We start from the raw sequence: 21,955 nt of genomic DNA on the forward strand, positions 1-21,955 counted from the left end.
CCAGGCAGCAGTAAAGGTGCGTGCCACATGTTTAAAATTGACATCGAAAGCGGCTTTTTAAGACGGTTTTGTACTTGAAGATAAACCGGTGCGGTTTATTATTCATGTTGAAAACGGAATTTAAGGTCGCTTTCTCACGTGAAAATAAACCAGCTGTTGCACAAGATCCCTCATGGTGCTGTCGTGACGACTGCCTGGCTGGCATCTCACGGCGTCACTTCTGATCAGGCACGAAAGCTGGCCAGTGCTGGCTGGCTGCAACGCGTGGGTCATGGCGCCTACTGCCAATCAGGAGAGTCTCTTGGATGGGAGAGCGCTATTTTCGCGCTTCAGACGAGCAATGACACAGAATTACCATCGCTTTGGCCGGGTGGCCAGACAGCCTTGGCGCTGCAGGGCTTTGTGCATTACCTGCCCATGGGGGAGCGCACCACGCATCTGTACGGCAATGAGGCCGCCCGATTGCCTCGATGGGTGAGTGACGCCGAGTGGGCAGGGCAGATGGTGCTCCACTCTGAAAAGGGCCTGCCAGCGCAACTTCCCGGCAGCTTCACGGACTACGCACCGGCCGGAAGGGCCTTCAGCTTACGTGTATCGACCCCAGAACGAGCAATTCTGGAGTGGATCGCCGTGACGTCGAATGAGCTGCTGTTCAGTAGTGAGCTGGTGGATACCTTCGATGGTCTCAATACGCTGCGTCCGCGCCGGCTACAGGCATTGCTGGAAGGTTGCCGTTCGGTGAGAACGAAGCGTGCCTTCATGGTATTGGCTCGCCACGCCAGACATGCCTGGTATGGCCGTCTTGAACTAGGCCAACTGGACTTTGGCAAAGGAAAGCGTCAGCTCTGCCAGAGCGGCAAGCTGGACAGGGAATTTCACGTTACGGTACCAGAGGCGTTCCTTTATGCCGATTGACGCTCGCTACCACGAACAGGTCAGGTTGCTGGTCTCGCTGCTGCCATTTCTCAATAACGAGCCGTGTTTTGCCCTCAAGGGGGGTACGGCCATCAACCTCTTCGTACAGCCATTACCTCGTCTTTCGGTCGATATCGACCTTGCTTACCTTCCACTAGAGCCCTGTGACGAGGCCCTGCAACGCTGTCGCGACTGGCCGAGACCTAATGACGGATGAAGATGTTCGCTTTCTTCTGTCCTTCAAGCAGTGGGCCCCTGACTGAGAACTGCTACCTCACACCGGCGTTGATCAGCTACCGGCCGTGCGTTGAAAGCTCGCCAACATCCAAAAGATGAAGACCGACAAGCAGCGTCAGTTTCTGACGCTGCTAGAGCAGGAACTGGACAGCTTTCGAAAGTAACACCTGAATCCCATCAATTTATATTCTTTAGTAGCCTTCTCTTAAGAAACATAAATCGCTATTATTTTACATGCGGTTACGAAAAGTGTGTGTTGATGTGGCAAGTAGCGAAAATGCCTAATTTCAGTGGGATATCATCAAGGCCTTGACCGCCTAGGGTTAGAAGGGCCTCACAAATGGCGGCTGCGACTGTGAGCTAGAGGGTTTCTTGGTGTTAGAGCTGACTCGCTACCGTCTCGTCAATCCGAGGGGAGGCGCCTGCGCATGAAAGAGGTCGAGGGTGACTACGGCTTCACTCAGGTCCGCGTGGTGGGCTCCGGCATGCCCCTCGACTCGGAGGAGCAGGCCTAGCCGAAATCATTGACTGGCTAAACGACCTGTATAGCGTCGAGATCAGTGACGACGACAAGCTGCACTTCGTCGACTGCATCTAATGCGACGAAGTGGTGATGGAATTACAGGAGTAGGAATGGCCATCAAAACAAGGGACTTACGAGCAGCATCTAATCGTTTGGGAAAAATCATTGTAGCTAGATCGCTCAATGAAGCTTTAGCTAAAAAGCAGCAAACGGCCTTTTTATGTCATAGTCACAAGGATCATGAGCTAGCTAAAGGTCTTCAAGTTCTAATGAAAGAGAATGGGTGGGACTTGTATATTGACTGGGAAGATAGCGAAATGCCGAGCACTCCCAATAAAGAAACTGCAAACAAAATTAAAACAAAAATCAAGATTACAGACTGGTTCTTGTTTTTAGCAACAAGCAATTCAACTCAATCCCGTTGGTGCCCTTGGGAAATTGGCTTTGCAGATTCAGCCAAAAGCTACGAAAAAATATTAATTGTTCCGACGGAAGATGATTCCGGAACTTGGTATGGAAACGAATATCTTCAGCTGTATAGGCAAATGAATGAAGGCAGTCATAAACAGACGAGCAAGGCTGGTTATGCTGTATTTGATGTGGGCGCAGGTTCTGGGACTTGGATAAAAAATCTATAAGGGAAGCTAAAAATGGCGAAAATTCCTGTTTTTTACAGCTTTCATTTTGACAATGATGTAATGAGAGTCCAACAAATACGTAACATTGGTAGTATTGAGGGTAATCCACCTACTACTCCAAATGAATGGGAAACACTAAAGCGAACGGGTAAACAAGCTGTTGAAAATTGGATAAGTCAAAACATGAAGTACAAACGATGTATTATTGTTTTGATTGGCAACGAAACCGCTTCAAGACCGTGGGTAGAGCACGAAATTATAAAAGCATGGAATGATGGGAAAGCTCTGTTAGGCATTCATATTCATAACCTCAGATGTCCAAGAAATGGGACCAGCAGAAAGGGAAATAATCCGTTTGATTTGATCAAATTCAATGATGGTCAATTAATGTCAAGCGTCGTACCTTGTTATGATCCTAATTCCTTGAATGCTTATCAAGATATAGCAAATAATATCTCAAGCTGGATTGATAACGCTATTCGAAATAAAGCAAATTGAGATAATTGGTTAACGCATTGAAGTAAATATAGAAACAGCATCGATTTGAACACGTTCAGGCATCCTAGTGGTTTTGACGGAGATTACTTGGGGTATTCTTGACGGCTTATAACTTCCCAGATTTCTGACAGGCTCGCATTACATGACGAGCACTGGCAGCGTATTCCAAGGTGAACTGCTGTCGCTACGGGGTGAGGATTGTCAACGAACTGGAACACGGAATGACACGAAAAACATTTTTTTCCTTCCATTACCAGAAAGATGTGTGGCGCGCTTGGAATGTCAGGAACTGCCTAGTCGTCAGCGAGGATCAAAAGGTAGATGGTTTCTTTGATGGCAGTGTGTTCGAAGCATCAAAGAAAGAAAGCGATGAAGCGCTCAAGACCTTTCTTCGTCATGGTCTAAAGAATACCTCTGTGACTTGCGTGCTTGCGGGTCAGGACACCGCTGCCAGGCGGTGGGTACGGTATGAAATCGTACGTAGCGTCTTGAAGGGCAATGGGCTGCTCACTGTCGATATCCATGGCTTAAGAAACAACGCGAAGGAGTTGGGAGTGAAAGGCACAGATCCACTGGCTGAAGTGGGTGTCTATCTCGTCAACGATAAGATTTATTTCGCGGAGCTCAAGGGCGGTAAATGGGTGAAGTACTCGGACTACACCTCCGCTATTTCAGCCTTTGATTTGTGGTTTGACGCTCCTACCAGCAACACGGTTATTAAGCTATCCAAACACTGCATGAGATATGACTTCACTGCTCAAAATGGCCGGGAAAACATCGCTGGCTGGATCGAAACCGCAGCTGCCTTAGCCGGTCGTTAGAAATACGAGACGAGGCGTACTAGCTGGCAGAAACCGACATTTCAGATCACTAGGTATTACACATGGCAGTCACTCAGCGTCTGGCCGGCGTTAGGATCCACTTGTCCGGGTCGAACAAAGAATTAAAAGCGGATATCGCTGATTTCGTACAGAAATTCGCCGCGAAAGTCTTCAGTGAAGGAGGCTCTATTGTCCATGGAAGTCACCCTTCGTTCACTGAGCCACTGCGCAAAGCTGCTGAGGATTTCATTCAAGCTGGTGGGAGCAAGAGGGCGCTTACCCTAGTGCGGGCGAGGAGCTACTCAACTGACCAGTACACTGCTGAAATTGAAGAGCAGAGAGCATTCGCTTCTGTCGAGATTGTGCCTGCAGATAACAGCGATGGCCCTGCAGCAGAAGGCCTGACCCCAATGCGTGTTTGGATGGCTAATCGTTCCGAAGCCGTCATCTGCATCGGTGGTGCATGGTGGGACGTCAATAAAGCAAAAGCAGGCGTTCCCAATGAGCTGGATACGATGCTTGAACTCGGAAAGCCAGGCTTTGTTGTCGCTGGTTTTGGTGGGGCTATTGCAGGTTATCTCAAAGAAGATCCTTCGTTGTTATCTCGTTTGCAAAATGGGTTATCCCATGAGGCGAATGCAACCATTGCCAACAGTACATCGGTTGACCAAGTCGTAGAGCTGATCGTTGATCAACTGAAGAACCTACCGCTTACTTACCGCAATGTTACGCGCGGCCGAAACTTTCGCATCTTGGCGCTTGATGGAGGAGGACTCAGAGGTACCTTTACCGCGGCAGTCTTGGCCAAGTGGGACGACATGCTGAAGGCCGGTGGTGGAAGCGACCTTATTTCTCACTTTGACCTAGTGGCCGGCACATCCACAGGCGCGATTTTGGCTATTGGACTCGCTATGGGTCTGAAACCTCGTGAAATCCTTGAGTTTTACGAAACAAAAGGCCCCCAGATTTTTCCGAAGGATCGGAAACTGCGACACTGGCTCAAATCCAAGCATGACTCAGCCACACTTCGAGATCTTTTGACAGAAGTGTATGGGGACAAAACGTTGCAAGCAGATTCCCGCTGCCGGCTAGTAATCCCCACTGTGAGGGCCAAGCAAGGTCAGGCAGAGGCGATCGTCACTCCGCATAGCCCAGATCGAACCGCTTACCGAGATATTTCAGCCGTCGAAGCTGCACTGGCTTCCTCTGCCGCGCCTACTTATTTTGATGAAGCTACCTTCGATGGGACTATAGCGCTGGAGACGTTTTTAGATGGAGGTGTCTGGGCTAATAATCCTATTCTTCCAGCGTTAGCAGAAGCAGTTAGATATTTGAAAATCCCTTTAGATAGAATCGATGTGCTGAGCATTGGAACTCTCAGTAGCGAAAGTGATTTTACTGAGCAACTAGGAAAGGGAAAGGCAGGTTGGGCACCTCACAGCGTCGATCTCTTTTTCGCCGCCCAAGAGCATGGTGCTTTGACACTGGCAGAAAGTTTCCTAGGCCCGACACGTCATGTACGCGTTAACCAGCAAACTCCTGTCGAAATCAAAATGGATGACGTCGAGGCTATCCAGGAAATGGCACAGCGTGGCAATGATGCTGGCAAAGAGCACTTTGCTGAAGTGCGCTCCAGATTCTTTGACGGCCAACATGTTGATTCTTGGGAGCGGTTCTGAGGATGTGCCGATACTTGAGAGGTAGTCTCTCAGCGATCGTCTGATTGCTAACGCTCAATCTAAACTGATAGCGAGGCTGTCATGTCATTTATATATCATCTTGCTATCATAGGTGCGCCTTCGGCTGAGCAAATCTTTGAGCTTGAAACGGCTGTAACAGATGCGGTTTCTGGATTTGGCTTGACGTTAGGCCAAGAGATCGGATGGGAGGTAGCCCCTGCTGACTTTGCTCCTTATCAGCGGCGATCGTCTGCTGCTGTATTTTTTGGCGATGTAGACGCGAACCACTCCAGTCTATCAAGTTTGCTGAGAGGTGGCGTTCCTATTGTTCCAGTCGTGTCTGACCTAAATCGAGTTGCATTGGAAGTCCCGGAAATCCTTCAGTCATTAAATTGTTTGTCATACGCAAATGGTGGGGCGAAACGGGTAGCCACTGCGCTCTTGGAATGTGCAGGTTTGCTTCCGAAGCAACGTCGAGTATTTGTCAGTTATCGACGGGATGAGGCTAGTCAAGCGGCGCTGCAGATGTTCGACGCGCTATCTGCCAAGCATTTCGACGTTTTCTTGGATACTCGTAGCATCGCGCCGGCAGAAGATTTTCAGACCATGCTGTGGCATCGGCTTTGCGATTCTGATGTGTTGTTGATGCTCGACACGCCTGACTATTTCAACAGTAGATGGACGGCTGCAGAGTTTGGAAGGGCGCTTGCAAAGGGCATCAGCGTTCTTCGAGTAGGTTGGCCTGAAGCCTGTTGCTCTGATCGCTTGGGAACTGCAAGCCTCGCTGAGCTTGATACAAGCGAGCTAGACGCTTCATCAGGACGGATTAGTGATCACGCGATTGATCGTATTTGTCTTCAGCTTGAGGAAATCCGCAGCGAAAGTCATGCAGTGAGAACCGTTAACCTATTGAGCAATCTGCGAATAGGTATTGAGGCTATAGGTGGCGAGGTGATCGGTATGGGCACCGGTCGATGTATTCGAGTACGCCTTCCCGATGAGCGGATGGTTTTGGTCTACCCAACGGTAGGTGTGCCGACCTCCACGACAATGCATGATGCTTCAATGAACTCTCCTGACGAATCCGTAGCCATACTCTATGATCATGTAGGCCTACATCCTCAGTGGTTGAGTCACCTTGACTGGCTGGGTCAATATATTCAGGCAACGCGCTGGGTCAAGGCTTGTGAAGCAGGCTGGCAATTTGCAGACTGGAGGGCATAGGAATGGGGGCGATTTTCCTTTCAGCAAGCATCCCTGTGATCGGACGAGGGCAATACTATGAGACTGCTACTCCGTTTCTTATCCAGTGCGCCGTTCGCGAGCTGGCGATTGCTACCGTTCGGCGACACAAGATTGTGTGGGGCGGCCATCCTGCAATTACCCCTATGATGTGGAATATCTGCGAAGATCTAGGGGCGAACTACAAAGAATCAGTGATCCTGTATCAAAGCCGCTTTTTCGAGGGTCGCTATCCGGAAGAAAACCAACGGTTTGACAACGTAATTTACACCAATCCCGTGCCCGGCGACATCAAGGGTAGCTTGCAACTGATGCGAGAACAGATGCTCTCTAGGGAGGATCTGATCGGAGCCGTATTTATTGGCGGGATGGATGGCGTTGAAGTTGAATATGACATTTTTAGGCGGTTCAATCCTGAGGCTTTCGTTCTTCCAGTTGCCGCACCAGGTGGTGCAGCGCTTAATCTCGCTCGGGATAAAGGCTATTTCAATGATCGAGAGCTCGAAAACATAGATTTTGCTACGATATTTAATCGTTATTTACCTGTGTAATGGTCGTAACGTGAGGCTCAGTATTTTATGTTTTATGTATGAGTCGTCTCGAATTGCTTACCATCGAATTTGAAGCAAGCGCGCTATACTTCGGTAAGCGCTATCGATAAAGATAAATACGCCTGAATTTTTAAGCATCTTCCAAATGCGATTGAAGAAGTAGCCCATATCCGTCAATCAAGCTTCATAGTGAAGCAAAGCCATTAAATAACTGCATCATGTTGTTACCCTGTGGGCAGAATGGATGATAATTTTAGAAGAGAAGAAGAATGGCTGTAATCCGTAAATCTGAGATACTTCGTCGTTACAATGATGCACAAAAAATATTATTAGAAGATGTTGATGAACGGCGTTTGGCAGCAGATAGCCTGCAAAAGTCATTTGAATCATTCTCTTTTTCTGAGCATTACGACATCTTTCTTTCCCATGCATATTCAGATGCGCGAATAGTAAAGCAAATTAGAAACATGCTAATAGCAAAAGGTTATTCCGTATATGTTGACTGGATTGAAGATAAGAAATTAGACAGAGGGCAGGTAAGCGAATATACAGCAACAGTGCTGAGAAATAGAATGAACAACTGTTCATCTCTGATTTATTTAACTTCGGATTCAGCAGAAAAGTCGGTTTGGATGCCATGGGAATTAGGGTATATGGATGCGCGTACTGGAAGGGTATCGATTGCTCCAATTATCGAAGATGATGATGAAGAGTTTAATGGAAGGGAATATCTAGGCTTATACCCTTATTTAGATCTAACTGGAAATAGTTTTTATATGCATAGAGGAGTTGGATCTTGGGTTACATTTGAAGAGTGGATGCAAGGGAAAAAACCGAAGTGAAGCTGGGTGTATTTAACAGGCGTATGCATAGGAGGCCAATTGCGCGCCGCAAACTATGGTGTACCGCGCACACTTTACCACAACTGACTCGCTTCGTTACTTCCTGTGATGTAGGCGTTAACTTACCGATGGGAATATCATGAAATCACGACCACGACTAATGCTTTAAAAATTTATCGCAGCAATTCTCTCGGCAATAAAGGTGTATGATAAGCCTGACTTCAAATATCGCGAAGAAACCTTTTTAGTATTATTCAAAATAAATGCCAAGTACAATAGGTTGAGTAAAAAGCTGGAAATGAGTAAAAATTTTGCTTACGGGCAATTTCTTAATTCTAAAAAACCAAATGGTGGGAAAAAGATTTTTTATAACCTGAGTATTCATAAAGAATTTGATGAGCATTACACAAAAGTATAATTAAAAAAGCATTTCAGCTGACAAGCCGTTAAATGCGAAGTTGTATCTGCTTTGGCTGAGAGTTCGCTTCTGGCGTAAGCAGTCATTATGCCTTTAGGAGTAGCTGTCTTTCATTTCCTCTGAGGCGTGCTATTCAGGATAGGGAAGTCCCCAAAAAGGTACATCACCAGTACACACACCAGCTTCGCATGCTATCCTCAAATTTCACTAAGCTACTGATTCCGAAGAACTGTACCTTACGCTCGATTACGGTTGTTTTTCCTTTTGTGTCAGTAACTTATTGTTTTAAAAGCAAACTCATAATCCCTTGGTCGCAGGTTCGAGTCCTGCTGGGCCCACCATTAAAATCAAATGGTTACGGGATTATCAGACAGCTTGTTCAATGTTTGGTTGCGGTTTGGTTGCTGATGCGCGGCAACTTCGCCATGACACTGTCCCATCTTGCTGGATCTGCATGCGCGTATCGACTGGTGACCGTCAGCGATGAATGCCCTAGTAGATCCCTAATACTTGTCAGTGTTTCCCCTTTGCTTGCCAGCAGCGACGCGTAGCAGTGCCGCATGTCATGGAAGCGAATGTCCGGACGTCCGATAGCCTCTCTGGCTTTTTCAAAAGCCCCTCTCACTTTGTCACTTGTGGTGGCGAAGGGTAGTGCTCCTACCAGCAGTTGAGCTTCATCAGACAGCGGAATGACTCTTGGTTTTCCATTCTTTGTTTGGTTAGGTTTGAGCACGATACGGCCGCTGTAAACATTACTTGGCTCTAAAGCCAAAAGTTCACCTCGCCTCATGCCGGTAAGCATCGCCAGTAAAATTACCTGACGTTCGACTTCGTATCGTTTTGGCACTGCCTCCAAAAGTTCGGCAAGCTCCAGCTCGGTCAGATAAACGTGCCGCTCGTTTTTAGGCGACGGTTTACGTAATTTGCCGTCAAGAGGCAGGTCCAGCCAATCCCACTCACGATAAGCGAGTGACAACACGCGCTTGACTACCTGAATTCGGTTGTTGATAGTCGATTGTGCTAACCCCTTTTCTTTCAAAGCTTTTTGCATTTTTCGTGCTGCATCGAGCAATTCTTGGCTAATTACAACGTCAGGCGCGTGTTCGTCCATCCACTTTGCGACTAAAAGTATGTGCTGTTTCTGAGAGCGCACATCATATTCGCTTACCATCCGCTGAAGACCTTCCGAAAAGGTACGCTTGGGTTTGCGTCCCACCACGCCGTTGAATGTGTCCTCCTGTTGCTGAGCCCCTGCTTTTAAAGCGTACTGCCTTGCTTCTCCTTCTGTTTGAAAAGTTCGTTGAGTACGCTGGCCGTTGACGGTGCAGCGAACGACCCACGCGCTGCGATCTTTTCTGTACGAGACTGTGTATCCCATTTCCGATCCTCCTTCTGCTGAGGACCGCGCCTGCAGCGTCTAGCGTACTCTTCAACCATCTCAGGCTCAAAGCGAACGGCATTGCCCAGTTGTAAGTAGCCGATGCTTTGCTTGTTGCCATAGACCCAGCTCAGGCTCATGCCTAGTCTTTCTGCGACCTGTTCAGGCCTTAGTAGCGCTTCGGCCATAAGGCGCCCTCGTCATTGATTAGCTTATGGCCATATCATCGCGAAGTAGTTAGGTACTTTCTCGCGAGCTACTAAGGCTGAAGATCGATTTAAGCAGAGTCATGGTTTTTATTAAAAAAATATGGTTAAGACGTTTTATAAATATAAGTTATTGTTTTATATAATAATTTTATTTAAACCCTTGAGGTTGCACTGTTATCTGCGCATGCCGGATGACGGGCAGAAGAGAGACGGCTGATAGATTCGCAACTTATAATGCTACCCACTGGACGTATTGACCTACGGAATGGTTAGGTGCTCAGTGCGGAGCTAATGCTGTATCTTCGAAAACAGTGTGTAGAAGGAAGCGCAAAGTGTCGGGCAATACAGAAGAACAGCCTGCCGATGAACGACGGCATCGTGTGTATGCGAGCGCTGCCGTGGCCATGCGGTGGGTCGGTAACGAATTAACCGGGCACGCTTGGCAAGTCGTGGAGCGGGTTTTTGAGCATCAGGGCCTGTCGGATGCGAAGGAGCGAGATGTTCGAATTAACGGGCTATTTGCCGATATGGAAAGCAGTGGCTTCCGACCGAGTGAGGCGATGGAGTCTATCGCCTTGAGCCAAGGTAAGGTGGCCCTCAAGGAACAACGCGAGCGGCATGCGGACCTCGCGCTGCGCCAAGCGGTGGCGGTGATGCATGAAGACCAGATAGCCCTGTCTCCGCTGACGGCCCTTGACATAAGAGCATTTGACATCAATCTGCAGTATGTCTTTCAGCGTATGCAGTCGTCCCTGCTGGAAGCACAGCGGCACTTGACCGCGCTGGACATCCTGAAGAACCTCGAAGATAAGCACTACAGCCAGCGGGCACGCAAAGGCGGGCACTCTCGCGCCCGGCCCGCGTCAGAGCGGGATCAACAGGCGCTGTTGGCCGTGATGATCAAGGGTATGTTGTACAACGATCCCGGTGCGATCAAACGTGCCCAACATAATCCCGAGGCCGTCGCGCAGGAATGGGCCGTAAGGATTTATGAGCTCAACCGCGACTTCCATATCTTGGATATCATCACTCGCGACAAGCTTGAAGCCGAGATCCTCACGTTATTGCTGAAGCGTTTGAAGGCCGGTCAGGGCGTCGGCGATCGAGATATTCATTGGCATGTGATGGCCCGTCAGCTGCGGCAACGGCGTGATGCCTTCCGCAGTGACGGGTCTGCTCGCATGGAAGCCGAGCTGATCCACGAGCGTGGCTTCCGTGAAGGTGTCCAAGGTGTTCTGTTGTACTTGCTGGAGGATCGGTTCGGAGAGCTACCCGATGAGGCGGTGGAGGCAATTCGTGCGACGCACCACGTTGATAACCTACAGGCCTGCCTAGATCGGTTGCCTGAGGCGATGTCGTGGCAAGCTGTGCTGCAGGCGCGTGAAACCGCCACATGACTTAGGGTAGTACTTGCCGCCCCGGAGGGCGACAAGGCAAAGGGAGGTATCAGAAGTTGCTCATGTTCGGCGGCCCCAGACAAGGCATCAGATCGATATAGCGCGGTAAATACCACGACTTGCTGCTGGGCAATGAGGACCTCCAAGGCAGCCTTGAGGCGCTTCTTGTCGCGCAGGGATCGCGGTGCACGCTGACGCACGTCGTTGTACCGAATGATACGCCAGTTGAATTGCCGGAGCTCATTGAACCATTCGTTCAAACAGAAGGCATCCTGCTCCTCTCGAGGAGGCGGCATGAACACCTGCTGGAATTGGCCGGAATAGAACAGGCAGAGATCCATGGCCATCAGCACCGTCTCGGCGACGATCCCATCCTCATGGCCCTCGAAAAGGTGTATCAACGCGGTCACACGCGCCACGTTTTCCGCGAGCTTCGAGCCATGGTCTGGGCAGGCTTCATAGTACCCGCCCGGTCCCATCTGCCGCTCGATTTCGTTGGCCACCTGTATCCAGCAGGCCGCTCCCTCCTCGGTGAACTCCAGTACCTCCCGCGGCATGTCAGGCGCATGGGTTAGGATCAAGTTTTCCCGTGTCAGGGTAGCCAGACGCGCCTCGGCCTGTTTCCAGGCCTCCCACGCCGGGGTGGTATGCAGCGAGTAGAAGCGCTGACCGCGAACCGACGGCGGTGCGCATACGAGGAAGCGGGCGAGCATGCCGGAATCCCTTGCCTGCTGTCCCTGTGCTTCCATGTACTCTTGCAGGATGCCGGGCTGCACCATCAGCAATAGCATTAGCCGCGCATCATCTAGCACGATATCGTCCTTGGTGACTCGCGTGATGACCGTGCCGCCGCCACTCCACAGTGAGTTGATGTGACTGCGTGCCCGGTTCATGGCGCCCTTGAAGAAGACTTCCGCTTCGTCGGTAGCCAGAGCGGCGCTCGGGATTGCAGTTTCCAGGCCCGAGAAGAGTGCTTCCGGCGTGGTATCCTCATACAGCAGTCGGAACTCGCGGGGCGGTTCGGGACGACGCCGATGCAGCTCACGCAGTGATTGCCGTTCACGCTCCGCGGTACCGCCTTTGGTCTGCTTGCGGTAGATCGCTTGAGTCAGCACCTTCTCCTCGGTACGCCACTCCTCCAGCTCCCCTTGATGGGTATCCAATCGTTTGCGCCACTCCCGGCGCTGTTGGCGCTGCGCTTCCAGAATGACATACAGCACTTTGTCGTAGAGGAGCGATTTGCCCTCGCCGGAGCCCGCCACACCCAGTACGTTGATCGAGGTGGGTTTGATCGCGCCGTAGGGCATCTTCAGGTCGTAGCGGCCCTGAGCCACCATGCTGACGCCTGCCAGCAGGGTGAGGACGGTGAGCTCCATCGACACTTGGCAGTTTTGGCTGAGCTCATGGCTTGACTGCCACAGCAAGGTGGGAGCGAGTCGCTGGGGATTGAAGTGGCCGGGGGCGGGCAGTACGGCTTGGAAGGGATAGCTCATGGTCACTCTCTTCTATTTGGATTGGCTTGCCACCAGATCTCGTCCGATGACTGGGCAGAGAGTGCCGTCGTCCGGCTCGTATTGAATTAGCGCTGGTTACAGGGTAAGCGCTATTAAGCAGTGTGTATTGACATCAACAGTAAAGTAGTTTCTATAAAAAAGGGTGTTTTGAGCGCTGCCTGCCCCCTCTGATGTGGTTATTTTGGCTATTAGTAGCCGAAATAACCGCTTTAGGGTCCCCAAAGCCTTTGAGCCGCCTCTTTGATCGCTTGAAGAGGGTGATGGGCGAAAATAGATAAGACGAATTTGTTATTAATCTATTATTCACTCATTTCGTTTCTCGTTAAGCGCTATTCGCCATTTCACCCCCTTCCGCTGAGCCTTGATGTCGCTGACGCTCTGCAAGGCGCGTTACTTTGCCCTTGAATGCGCCGCTACCCACCGCTGGAGTAGCGTCGTGCCCGGTGCTTTCGGTATGCGCCGGAACTGTAGCCATTCTTCAAGCGTGCGATTCGGCACGCCCATCACTTAGGCCATCTGTGCCTAGGTGATCTTGCGGATCTTGGCCAGCGCCTTGACATCCTGGATCAGCCGTCGCTTGGGTTCATCTCACTCCTTAGCATCGGGCCGCCGTTGAGCGTGCCCTAGCGCGTCGACAGCACTCTGCCAAAGCAGTTTTGGCCAATGACGCACTTGCGTTTGGTTGAGCGGCCTCTGCGGCGCTCTGATGGGTGTCCTGCCGGAAGCGGAACGCGAACATGGCGAACTCCTTATGGTTGAACGAAGAAAACCTGCTCCCAGAAGGGCAGGCCGTTATGCCGCGTGTTGTGTGAAATCAAATCCCGGTGTTGGTCTTCGGAGAACGTATATCCACACTTTTCCCGTGACCGCCGGGACGTGACATAGTATAGGCAAGTAGGGAGATCAGAAACCGAGCTCGCCTTAACCCTAGGTGGTGGGAGGTTGACGAGGACGCCCAGGGCGAGGTCCGTCAGATACATCAGGTATGGGGCTGGTTTGGAATTTGCGTCCTGTTACCAGAATGTCGGCGTACTCGTCGCCCTTGGTCAGGTAGCGGGCGATGTGGTCCAGTCCGCGCTGCTTCTCGAAATCGGGATAGTCGATGCGCCCCAAGGCGTTGTAGTGATAAACCTTCTCAGCATTGCGATTGCAGTTGAAGTAATGCCCTTGTCCTCGGGTAATTGAGCTCGCCGATGAGCCGAGCCTGGATAATGTCTTCCTGCACTTGGTGCCCGTCGAGGAAGAACACGAAGTGGTAATGGAAGCCTTTCTTAGATTGCCATTCCAGCTTCCAGGCGAAGCCGAGGAGGTGATCGAATAGCTTGTTGGTATGGAACAAGCCGCATAACTGCTCACGATGGTGGCGTGCTGTATCGTAATCGATGTGTGGGCCATCATGCTCGCTATAGCTTAGATCCACTCTCAGTACCGTCAGGCGGCTATGGCGAGCGAACAGGGCGTCCATCAAATCCCGAAGACGCTGGTAGTTGTTGCGGCGATTACGACTGCACTCGTAGGCAAAGTCCGGCTGCTTCATGCATTGATACCAAGCCGTCAATCGCTGGTTTAGCTTTAGGGCCACTTGTTCTGCGACCTCGCGACTCATGGTCGGTGGCTGATAAAACCCCGCCAAGTGGCAGGTTTTTATACTAGTGACGAGCTGTCACGCGTCATTTTGCGCCGCCAGCAGCGCAAAACGCTGGATGCCACGGTCATCAATAGTGATATCGCCGGGCGCTATTATCAGAAGCGCGCTATTACCAGCATCTTCAGCCAGTTCGACCAGGCTCGTCGCAAGGCGCTATTGGTCATGGCTACCTGCACAGGCAAGACGCGCACCGCCGTGGCACTGGTAGACGCTCTGCAGCGTACTGGGCGGGTAAAGCGGGCGCTGTTTCTGGCTGATCGGGTATCACTGGTCAATCAGGCGGCCAATGCATTCAAGTCCCACCTGCCTGACGCCAGTCCGGTGAATCTGGTGACCGAGAAGCACACTGAAGGTCGGGTTTATGTCTGTACCTACCCCACCATGATGGGGTTGATTGATGACATGGATGGCGACAAGGCCCGATTCGGGCCGGGCCATTTTGATCTGATCATCATCGATGAAGCGCACCGCTCGGTCTATCAAAAGTACGGTGCCATCTTCCGCTACTTTGATTCGCTGCTGGTCGGTCTGACCGCCACGCCCCGCGAACAGGTCGACAAGAATACCTATGATCTTTTTGAACTGGAGCCGGGCGTACCCACGGATGCCTATGAGCTGACCCAGGCCGTCAAGGATGGCTTTCTGGTCCCTCCTAGGGTGCAGCAGGTTGATCTGAAGTTTCCCAGTCAGGGCATCGACTATGAGCAGCTCAGCGACGAGGAAAAGGCTGAATGGGAAAGTCTTGACTGGGGAGACGATGCCGAAGAGGAAGGCATCCCCAGTAAGGTCAACGCGCCTGCCATCAACAGTTGGCTGTTCAACAGCGACACCATCGACAAAATGCTTCAGCACCTGATGGAAAACGGCTACTACGTGGATGGTGGCGACCGGCTGGCGAAAACCATCATTTTTGCGCGCAATCATGATCATGCTAAAACTATCGAAGAGCGTTTTAATCATCACTACCCCCAATGCGCCGGGCAGTTCGCGCGTATCATCGATAATAAAGCCAAATATCCGCAAAGCCTGATCGATGATTTTTCACAGCCGGAGAAGGTACCCCACATCGCCATTTCGGTTGACATGCTGGATACCGGTATCGATGTGCCGGAGGTCTCTAACCTTGTGTTTTTCAAACCGGTCTACTCGAAGATCAAATTCTGGCAGATGGTTGGCCGAGGAACCCGCCTGTGCCCGGGTCTGTTCGGCCCCGGTGGTGAGGAAGATGAGAAAAAGAATTTCCGGGTATTCGATTTCTGCTTCAATTTCGATTTCTTTAAGGAGAACCCGGAAGGTATCGAAGCCAGTGGCGGTGTGCCGCTGGGCAAGCGCCTGTTTCGGAGCCGCGTCCAGCTATTGAGCCATCTCCAGGCCATGCCGGATCTGGATTCTGGGAAGCAACTCACTCCCAAACTGGCTGATGCGCTGCAGGCAGAAGTGTCGACCATGAACCCTGACAACTTCATCGTGCGCATGTATCTGGCCTCCGTGGAGACCTTCAGGGAGCGCGATAGCTGGAACCAGCTCGACAACGAGGCGCGTCAAACGCTGATCAACGATGTCGCTGGTTTGCCTACAGAGCAGGAACCCGAGCAGATCGAATCCTGTCTGTTCGATCTCACGGCGCTGCGCATGCAGCTGGCTCACATCGAGGGCGATACGGCGACCTTTGAGCCGCTGCGTCGTCGCGTGGTCGAGATGGCATCGCTATTGGAAGAGAAAGCCTCGGTGCCATTGGTCAAGGCGCAGCTGGGCTACCTGCAGGCTTTGGCAGACACTGGCTTCTGGGAAGGCATCAACATCAACATGCTGGAAGAGATGCGCCTGCGTCTTCGTGAGCTGACGCCCTTTCTGGACAAGAAGCGCCGTCCTATCGTCTACACCGATTTCGAGGATGAAGTGCTGGGCGTACGCAATGAAGAAGTCTTTGAGCTGCCAAAGATGACCGGCGTTCAATATGCCCGGAAGGTAGAGGCTTATCTGCAGGAGCATCTCGATAACATTGTTATTCGCCGGCTACGTACCAATCAGCCGTTGACCCAGACCGATCTTGAAAGCCTGGAGACGATGCTCACCACCATTGGTGAAGAGGACGGGGAGGAGCTGCTTCAAAATCTCATCAGCGCGCTCTATGAAGCCCCTTTCAGCAGTGTGCATGCCGGTGGGCCGGATGCCCTGTTTGCCGGCAGAGACAACGTGAAGGGATCTTCGAGGCGCTGGAGGCGACTCAGCCGAGGATTGTGACGAAGGCAGGATGAGGGCGGTTCTCTAGATGTTTGCAGAGCCTCTTCAGCTCTAACGATTAATCAGCCATCGAATGGCCAAAGTAGGCATGCATCGAAAGATAGCGCCCTGAGCTTGGTTTAGCCGGGCCTCCAGAAATGATGGAGGCCCCTGGATAATTGTGCGATCCCAGCAAGTAGATGGCAGGTTTATTGTGAATTAACCTGCTTCTATGGTCCTTGAGACCTTACATTGTCTGAATCAATAAAGACGCGGTCGGCCGCCGCGTTTCTCTGATGCACGGGGTGTTGAGCTGGTCTGAAACGTTCGGCCTTTCACAGCAAGAGAGACGTATTCATCGACTTTGGTGAGATAGGCTGCAATTTTATCCAGGTGCTCCCTTTTCAGGTCGTCTGAATAATGTATGTCACCGAGCGCGTTGTATAGATAGTTGCTGCCACCGCTATGGTTGCAGTTGAAATACATCCCTTGATTGTTAGTGAGCCTTCTCCAAAGCTCACCGATACTTCTTCCCAGCGCAATATCCCTGCGTACCCGGTTACCGTCAAAGAAGAAAACGAAGTGATAATGGAATCCTTTCTTAGGTCGCCATTCCAGCTTCCATGCGTAACCTAGAAGGTGTTCGAACATCGGATGTGAGTGAAACATTCGACAGAGTTTTTTTCGGTGATAATCGGCTGTCTCATGATCTATATAGTATCCATCAGTCTCGCTATAGCCTAGGTCGATACGTACCACCAGTAGGCGGCTGCAGCAGCCAAAAAGCGAGTCTGCCAGACGACAGAATCTTCTGTAATTGTCGCGGCTGTTTCTTTTTAGACGGGCGTATTCAATGCCAAATGATGGTAGTGATAGGCATTGATACCACGACCATAATCTATGATTCAGATCATTAACCACTTGCGCGGCAGCCGATTGTGTCATCGGCAGAGGTTCGTCCATGATTGACTTGTGGAGATGCGAGCAGCTCTTAAATGCCTGTAGAAAGCTTTTGGTATAGGGAGGTGGCTGTAAACTGTAAGCGCCCTCACTATGGTCAAGTATTCCTGTAAGGCTTGCCACAATACTCTTCAACTCGTCCAGTAGCGGATCATCTGCCAGTTTTATCAAGCCGCTGCCACAGGGTGTAGACTGAATCACAGTGGCAGGGTCAAACCATGGGTGAGAGCTAGTAAGCTGCTTGAGTCTTTCCTCGATTTCAATCAGAGCTGCAAGCTGCTGATTTTGATTTGGCTGAGTTGATGGGTCCCACAATATCTGTTCGTCATGGTAATCCATATTTAGATCATTCAAAAAATACGACATGTCATCATTGGCAATGTAGTCGTCGGTGGGGTTGTGCATGGGGTGCTCCTGGCTACGGTTGGTTTTCCTCGTAGGATTCCCCATGGCTGTAAAAAAAAACCTTTTCTGCCTGAAAGCTGATGAGTCTCGTCGAAGAGTACAAGGCCCCTGAGGCTATCAGGTGCCTGAGCCGATACGGATTGTGTAAGGAGTGAATATAAAGGCCAAGCTCTTGAGAAGCTTGGCCTATTTGGTTTGTTTCACTGTCATTAGCTAAATGATATCCAGCATCTATTTATTACTCCTGATTAAATGCTAAACACCCCAATAACAAATGATCCGAAAAAAAGAGTTACCCATACTCCACTGCTGAGACTTCGCGAACCACTCTTTGGTGGCTGTTTTGCCGGGTTTTTCGAACCATCGTTCTCTGAAAGTTAGCGTCACGAGTATCGATTAAATTTTTAATTATCGAGGATAAAAAATTTTCAGACGCACACTACCTTCATGAGCCTGTAAGAAATGGCTTCAGTCTCTTTTTCAGAAAGCCGGGAGGTAGTTATGGCGACCGAATGTTCGAAATGCGGCTCGGTTAAAATTCGTTTTCGTCATCAGGGACGCAAGGTCTGCGGAAGCGTGGGTATAGCAGCGGGCTCCGCAGGCGGTGCTGCCGGGGCGTGGAGCGGTTCACAGGCGGGTGCGATGGCAGGAGCCTTTGCAGGGCCTGTAGGCATCACGGTAGGAGGTCTGGCTGGCGCCGTATTCGGCGCCCTTGCAGGTGGGGCAGCCGGTGGCGTGACCGGCGCCCGGTTTGGCAGCGAGCTTGATGAGCGTGTACTCGATAACCTCGAATGTCAGGACTGCGGCCATACCTTTCGCATTCGATCCGCCCAATAGCTGTCTCCTCTGGAGACATCGAACCATTCCCATCTCTTCATTCAAGGGGCCCGCCATCAACCGATGGCGGGCCCCTTTGCCGTCTATACCACTATCAGCAAGGAGTTTTCTCATGGCACGTCAAATCGAGCAGATGGCGTACGTTGGTGATACCCCGTGGCACGGGTTGGGGCAGCAGCTCTCGCCTCATCAGCCGCTGGAGGTCTGGCAGCATCAGGCCGGCATGAACTGGCACATCGAAGAGACGCCAGTGCGCTTCATTGCCGATTCGGCGTCGCATCTGGGCAGCATTCATTCCTTCCCTGAGCAAAAGGTACTGTTCCGCTCGGATACCCAGACGCCGCTGTCGGTGGTGTCACAGCGCTACAAGGTGGTGCAGCCACAGGAAGTGCTGGAGTTCTATCGTGACCTGACCGAATACGCGGGGTACGAGCTGGAAACAGCAGGCGTGCTCAAGGGCGGCCGCAAGTTCTGGGCGCTGGCTCGCAGTGGACTGAGCACCTCGCTGAAGAACACGGATGAGGTTCGGGGTTATCTGCTGCTGGCCACGTCCTGCGACGGTACGCTTGCCACAGTGGCCACGCCTACGTCCATTCGGGTGGTCTGCAACAACACGCTGAGCATGGCCATCGAAGGGGCGTCTCAGATGGTCAGGGTACCTCACAGCACTGAGTTCAATGCCCAACGCGTCAAGCAGCAGCTGGGTGTCTCGGTATCTCAGTGGGATGACTTCATGTACCGCATGAAGGCACTGGCTGAACGCAGGATCAGCCATGATGAGGCCACCCGTTACTTCCAGACGGTGCTCAACAACACCGATGCTGCATTGGGCACGCCAACCGGTAAGCCCAGTCGTGCCATGAATCGGATGCAGCAGCTCTATCACGGCGAAGGTCGTGGATCTCACTTCTCGACGGCCAAGGAGACGGCCTGGGGGCTTCTCAACGCCGTGACCGAGTATGTCGATCACGAGAAGCGCGCCCGCAGCAACAATACCCGCATGGACTCGGCCTGGTTCGGTCAGGGCGCCAATCTCAAGCATCGGGCACTGGATACTGCCCTCGAGCTGATCGCCTGACCGCCAGGCCTGTTTCTCACCACCCAACCGCATAAAGCCCGACCAGAAAACTGGTCGGGCTTTTTGTCGTCGTAAGGAGCGTTCTAATGAATACCGATATCCCTCTATCCATTTCCATGGCGCTGACGGATCTGTCGCGCCAGATGCTGGAACAGGGCCAGACGCAGGCCGACACCCTTGTCTGCGCCAAAGGCTGCCTTTACCGCGCCTCCATGACACTTGAGCCAGTGACAGAAGAGAACCTGCAGGACGTCATAAACGAATACCTTCCGGAGAAAAGCTCATGACGCAGTCAATCACACGGCAGGACAACGTCACCAGGCACCCCCCTGAATCCAGCAGCGATAGCACTGCCATCATTCAGGTGATCGAACGGGCAGCGCTCAATCCTGACGTGGACATCGACAAGATGGAGCGTCTGCTGCAGATGCAGGAGCGTGTTCTCGATCGCCAGTCTTTGATGGCCTACAGCAGTGCCATGGCCGCCATGCAGACCGAACTGCCCAGCATTGCCGAGCGGGGCAAGGGCAATAACGGTCACTACGCCACGCTGGAGGATATCGTCGATACCGTACGGCCCATTCTGCAGCGTCACGGCTTTGCGGTGAGCTTTCGCATTCAGACGCAGGAGCGCGGCATTCAGGTGACCGGTGTATTGATGCATCGGGACGGACATCGGGAAGAGACCAGCATGCTGCTGCCTGCCGATGTGAGCGGCAACAAGAATGCCGTGCAGGCCTTCGGTTCCTCGACCAGCTATGGCAAACGCTACGTGCTCTGCGCGCTGCTCAACATCACCACGCGGGGCCAGGACGATGATGGTCATGCGGCCGCCCCCATCAAGCGGATCACCTCCTTCCAGGCCGGACAGCTTCGGCAGCTGATCGCCCGGTGCCCCACCACCACACAGGAATGGTTTATCGGTCGCTATGGCGATGCCGAGCAGGTACCTCAGAGTGATTTCGACAGGCTGCGTGCGTCGCTGCAAAAGCGCGCCCAGTTATAACAGCCACCACATGGCGATGCGCGCGAGGGGGAACGCCCTCGCCACATATGCCGTCACATCCTTCAGGAGCGCATGATGCAGATACTCAATTGCGAGCAGGGAACACCCGAATGGCATGCCGCACGGCTGGGCATCGTCACCATGTCAGAACTCAAGTTGTTACTGGTCAAGGGCAAGGGTCCGGATGGTTTCGGGGCCGGTGCCCTGAGCTACATGCACCAGCTGATCGGGGAGCGCATTACCGGCGAATCAGCAGATGCTTTCTCGGGCAACACTCATACCCAGCGCGGGCATGCATTGGAACCCATGGCACGGGAACTCTACAGCGAGGCTACCGGCAATACTCAGCTGGAGCAGGTCGGGATCATTCTCAACTATGGTGCAGGGTACTCACCGGATAGCCTGGTAGGCAGTGATGGGCTCATCGAGGTAAAGACCAAACTGCCCAAATATCAGATCGAGCTGCTGATTGCTGATGAGTTACCACCGGAGCATATGGCGCAGTGCCAGGGCGGGCTCTGGGTCAGTGAACGAGAGTGGATCGACTTTGTGAGCTACTGGCCGGGCATGCCGCTGTTCGTGAAGCGTGCCTATCGGGATGAGGTGATGATTCGGACTATTGCCGAGCGGGTCGAGGCATTTTACGAAGAGCTGGAATGCCGTATGAGTATGGTTATGGCAGCCTGACTAACGAACAATGCCAAGAATAGGTATGCGAAATTTTTCTCTATGCCAGTGCTGCCGATAAACGGCGGCACTGGCATTTTAGAAGCTGTTAATTTTTTGTCTGGCAGGGCCTGAACTGAGGCTGGTACTGTTTCGATACAAATTTCAGGTGTGGTGAGCAGGGAGCGATTTTAGAGAATGACAAACGACAACATCACGGCTTATCACGCCAAATATTTTGCCTACAAGTTTACTCGTCAACGGCGTGGC

19 protein-coding genes are annotated in these 21,955 nt (G+C 51.8%); 15 read left to right on the forward strand and 4 right to left on the reverse strand.

The genetic code is table 11. The features are described from left to right. The first annotated feature begins 138 nt into the window (after window positions 1–138). From B9G99_RS12225 to B9G99_RS12265, 9 genes are all read left to right on the forward strand, one after another. Window positions 139–915, forward strand: a complete 777-nt coding sequence (locus B9G99_RS12225; RefSeq protein ID WP_086622404.1) for a type IV toxin-antitoxin system AbiEi family antitoxin domain-containing protein — start codon at window positions 139–141, stop codon at window positions 913–915. Next, complete coding sequence (locus B9G99_RS17060; protein WP_472382590.1) at window positions 905–1,132, forward strand: nucleotidyl transferase AbiEii/AbiGii toxin family protein; 228 nt, start codon at window positions 905–907, stop codon at window positions 1,130–1,132. Before B9G99_RS12225 ends, B9G99_RS17060 begins: the two co-directional genes overlap by 11 nt. Window positions 1,133–1,785: 653 nt before the next feature. Further along, window positions 1,786–2,313: a toll/interleukin-1 receptor domain-containing protein gene (locus B9G99_RS12235; RefSeq protein ID WP_086622405.1), complete on the forward strand. Its 528-nt coding sequence runs from the start codon at window positions 1,786–1,788 to the stop codon at window positions 2,311–2,313. A gap of 12 nt (window positions 2,314–2,325) precedes the next feature. Beyond that, on the forward strand, window positions 2,326–2,811 hold the full coding sequence (locus tag B9G99_RS12240) for a TIR domain-containing protein (RefSeq protein ID WP_086622406.1): 486 nt from the start codon (window positions 2,326–2,328) through the stop codon (window positions 2,809–2,811). Window positions 2,812–3,032: 221 nt separating this feature from the next. Next, the gene (locus B9G99_RS12245) at window positions 3,033–3,632 is read left to right on the forward strand and encodes a TIR domain-containing protein (RefSeq protein WP_086622407.1); all 600 of its coding nucleotides are present in this window, start codon (window positions 3,033–3,035) and stop codon (window positions 3,630–3,632) included. A gap of 62 nt (window positions 3,633–3,694) precedes the next feature. Beyond that, the gene (locus B9G99_RS12250; RefSeq protein ID WP_086622408.1) at window positions 3,695–5,311 is read left to right on the forward strand and encodes a CBASS cGAMP-activated phospholipase; all 1,617 of its coding nucleotides are present in this window, start codon (window positions 3,695–3,697) and stop codon (window positions 5,309–5,311) included. A gap of 81 nt (window positions 5,312–5,392) precedes the next feature. After that, window positions 5,393–6,535 carry a toll/interleukin-1 receptor domain-containing protein gene (locus B9G99_RS12255; RefSeq protein ID WP_086622409.1) on the forward strand — a complete coding sequence of 381 codons (1,143 nt, stop codon included), beginning with the start codon at window positions 5,393–5,395 and terminating at the stop codon, window positions 6,533–6,535. A gap of 2 nt (window positions 6,536–6,537) precedes the next feature. Beyond that, window positions 6,538–7,104, forward strand: a complete 567-nt coding sequence (locus B9G99_RS12260) for an SLOG domain-containing protein (RefSeq protein ID WP_086622410.1) — start codon at window positions 6,538–6,540, stop codon at window positions 7,102–7,104. A gap of 269 nt (window positions 7,105–7,373) precedes the next feature. Next, a complete protein-coding gene (locus B9G99_RS12265) occupies window positions 7,374–7,946 on the forward strand; it encodes a toll/interleukin-1 receptor domain-containing protein (RefSeq protein ID WP_086622411.1) in 573 nt (190 codons plus the stop codon). 797 nt (window positions 7,947–8,743) lie between these two features. Here B9G99_RS12265 and B9G99_RS12270 read toward each other — a convergent pair. From B9G99_RS12270 to B9G99_RS12290, 3 genes are all read right to left on the reverse strand, one after another. Beyond that, entirely contained in the window at window positions 8,744–9,742 is a 999-nt protein-coding gene (locus tag B9G99_RS12270; protein ID WP_086622412.1) for a tyrosine-type recombinase/integrase, read from the reverse strand. A gap of 1,341 nt (window positions 9,743–11,083) precedes the next feature. After that, the gene (locus tag B9G99_RS12280) at window positions 11,084–12,841 is read right to left on the reverse strand and encodes a YfjI family protein (protein ID WP_086622414.1); all 1,758 of its coding nucleotides are present in this window, start codon (window positions 12,839–12,841) and stop codon (window positions 11,084–11,086) included. Between the two features lie 1,156 nt (window positions 12,842–13,997). After that, on the reverse strand, window positions 13,998–14,468 hold the full coding sequence (locus B9G99_RS12290; RefSeq protein ID WP_227875805.1) for a YagK/YfjJ domain-containing protein: 471 nt from the start codon (window positions 14,466–14,468) through the stop codon (window positions 13,998–14,000). A 27-nt stretch (window positions 14,469–14,495) separates the two neighbouring features. Between B9G99_RS12290 and B9G99_RS12295 the strand changes: the two genes are divergently transcribed. Further along, window positions 14,496–16,754 carry a type I restriction endonuclease subunit R gene (locus B9G99_RS12295; protein ID WP_227875806.1) on the forward strand — a complete coding sequence of 753 codons (2,259 nt, stop codon included), beginning with the start codon at window positions 14,496–14,498 and terminating at the stop codon, window positions 16,752–16,754. A gap of 240 nt (window positions 16,755–16,994) precedes the next feature. On the opposite strand, the gene B9G99_RS12300 is transcribed toward B9G99_RS12295, so the two are convergent. Next, complete coding sequence (locus tag B9G99_RS12300) at window positions 16,995–18,098, reverse strand: YagK/YfjJ domain-containing protein (RefSeq protein WP_158521497.1); 1,104 nt, start codon at window positions 18,096–18,098, stop codon at window positions 16,995–16,997. Between the two features lie 501 nt (window positions 18,099–18,599). Between B9G99_RS12300 and B9G99_RS12305 the strand changes: the two genes are divergently transcribed. The 5 genes from B9G99_RS12305 to B9G99_RS12325 all read left to right on the forward strand — a co-directional run bounded on the left by B9G99_RS12305 (window position 18,600) and on the right by B9G99_RS12325 (window position 21,706). Continuing rightward, window positions 18,600–18,935, forward strand: coding sequence for a hypothetical protein (locus B9G99_RS12305; RefSeq protein WP_086622417.1), 336 nt, complete (start codon window positions 18,600–18,602; stop codon window positions 18,933–18,935). A gap of 112 nt (window positions 18,936–19,047) precedes the next feature. Further along, window positions 19,048–20,013, forward strand: coding sequence for a DUF932 domain-containing protein (locus B9G99_RS12310; protein WP_086622418.1), 966 nt, complete (start codon window positions 19,048–19,050; stop codon window positions 20,011–20,013). Between the two features lie 86 nt (window positions 20,014–20,099). Continuing rightward, a complete protein-coding gene (locus B9G99_RS12315; protein ID WP_086622419.1) occupies window positions 20,100–20,300 on the forward strand; it encodes a hypothetical protein in 201 nt (66 codons plus the stop codon). Continuing rightward, window positions 20,297–21,019, forward strand: a complete 723-nt coding sequence (locus B9G99_RS12320) for an ERF family protein (RefSeq protein WP_086622420.1) — start codon at window positions 20,297–20,299, stop codon at window positions 21,017–21,019. The genes B9G99_RS12315 and B9G99_RS12320 overlap by 4 nt, the downstream gene beginning before the upstream one ends. A gap of 75 nt (window positions 21,020–21,094) precedes the next feature. After that, window positions 21,095–21,706, forward strand: a complete 612-nt coding sequence (locus B9G99_RS12325) for a lambda exonuclease family protein (RefSeq protein ID WP_086622421.1) — start codon at window positions 21,095–21,097, stop codon at window positions 21,704–21,706. The last annotated feature ends 249 nt before the right edge of the window (window positions 21,707–21,955 follow it).

The organism is Kushneria konosiri, assembly GCF_002155145.1.
Classification (GTDB): Bacteria; Pseudomonadota; Gammaproteobacteria; order Pseudomonadales; family Halomonadaceae; genus Kushneria; species Kushneria konosiri.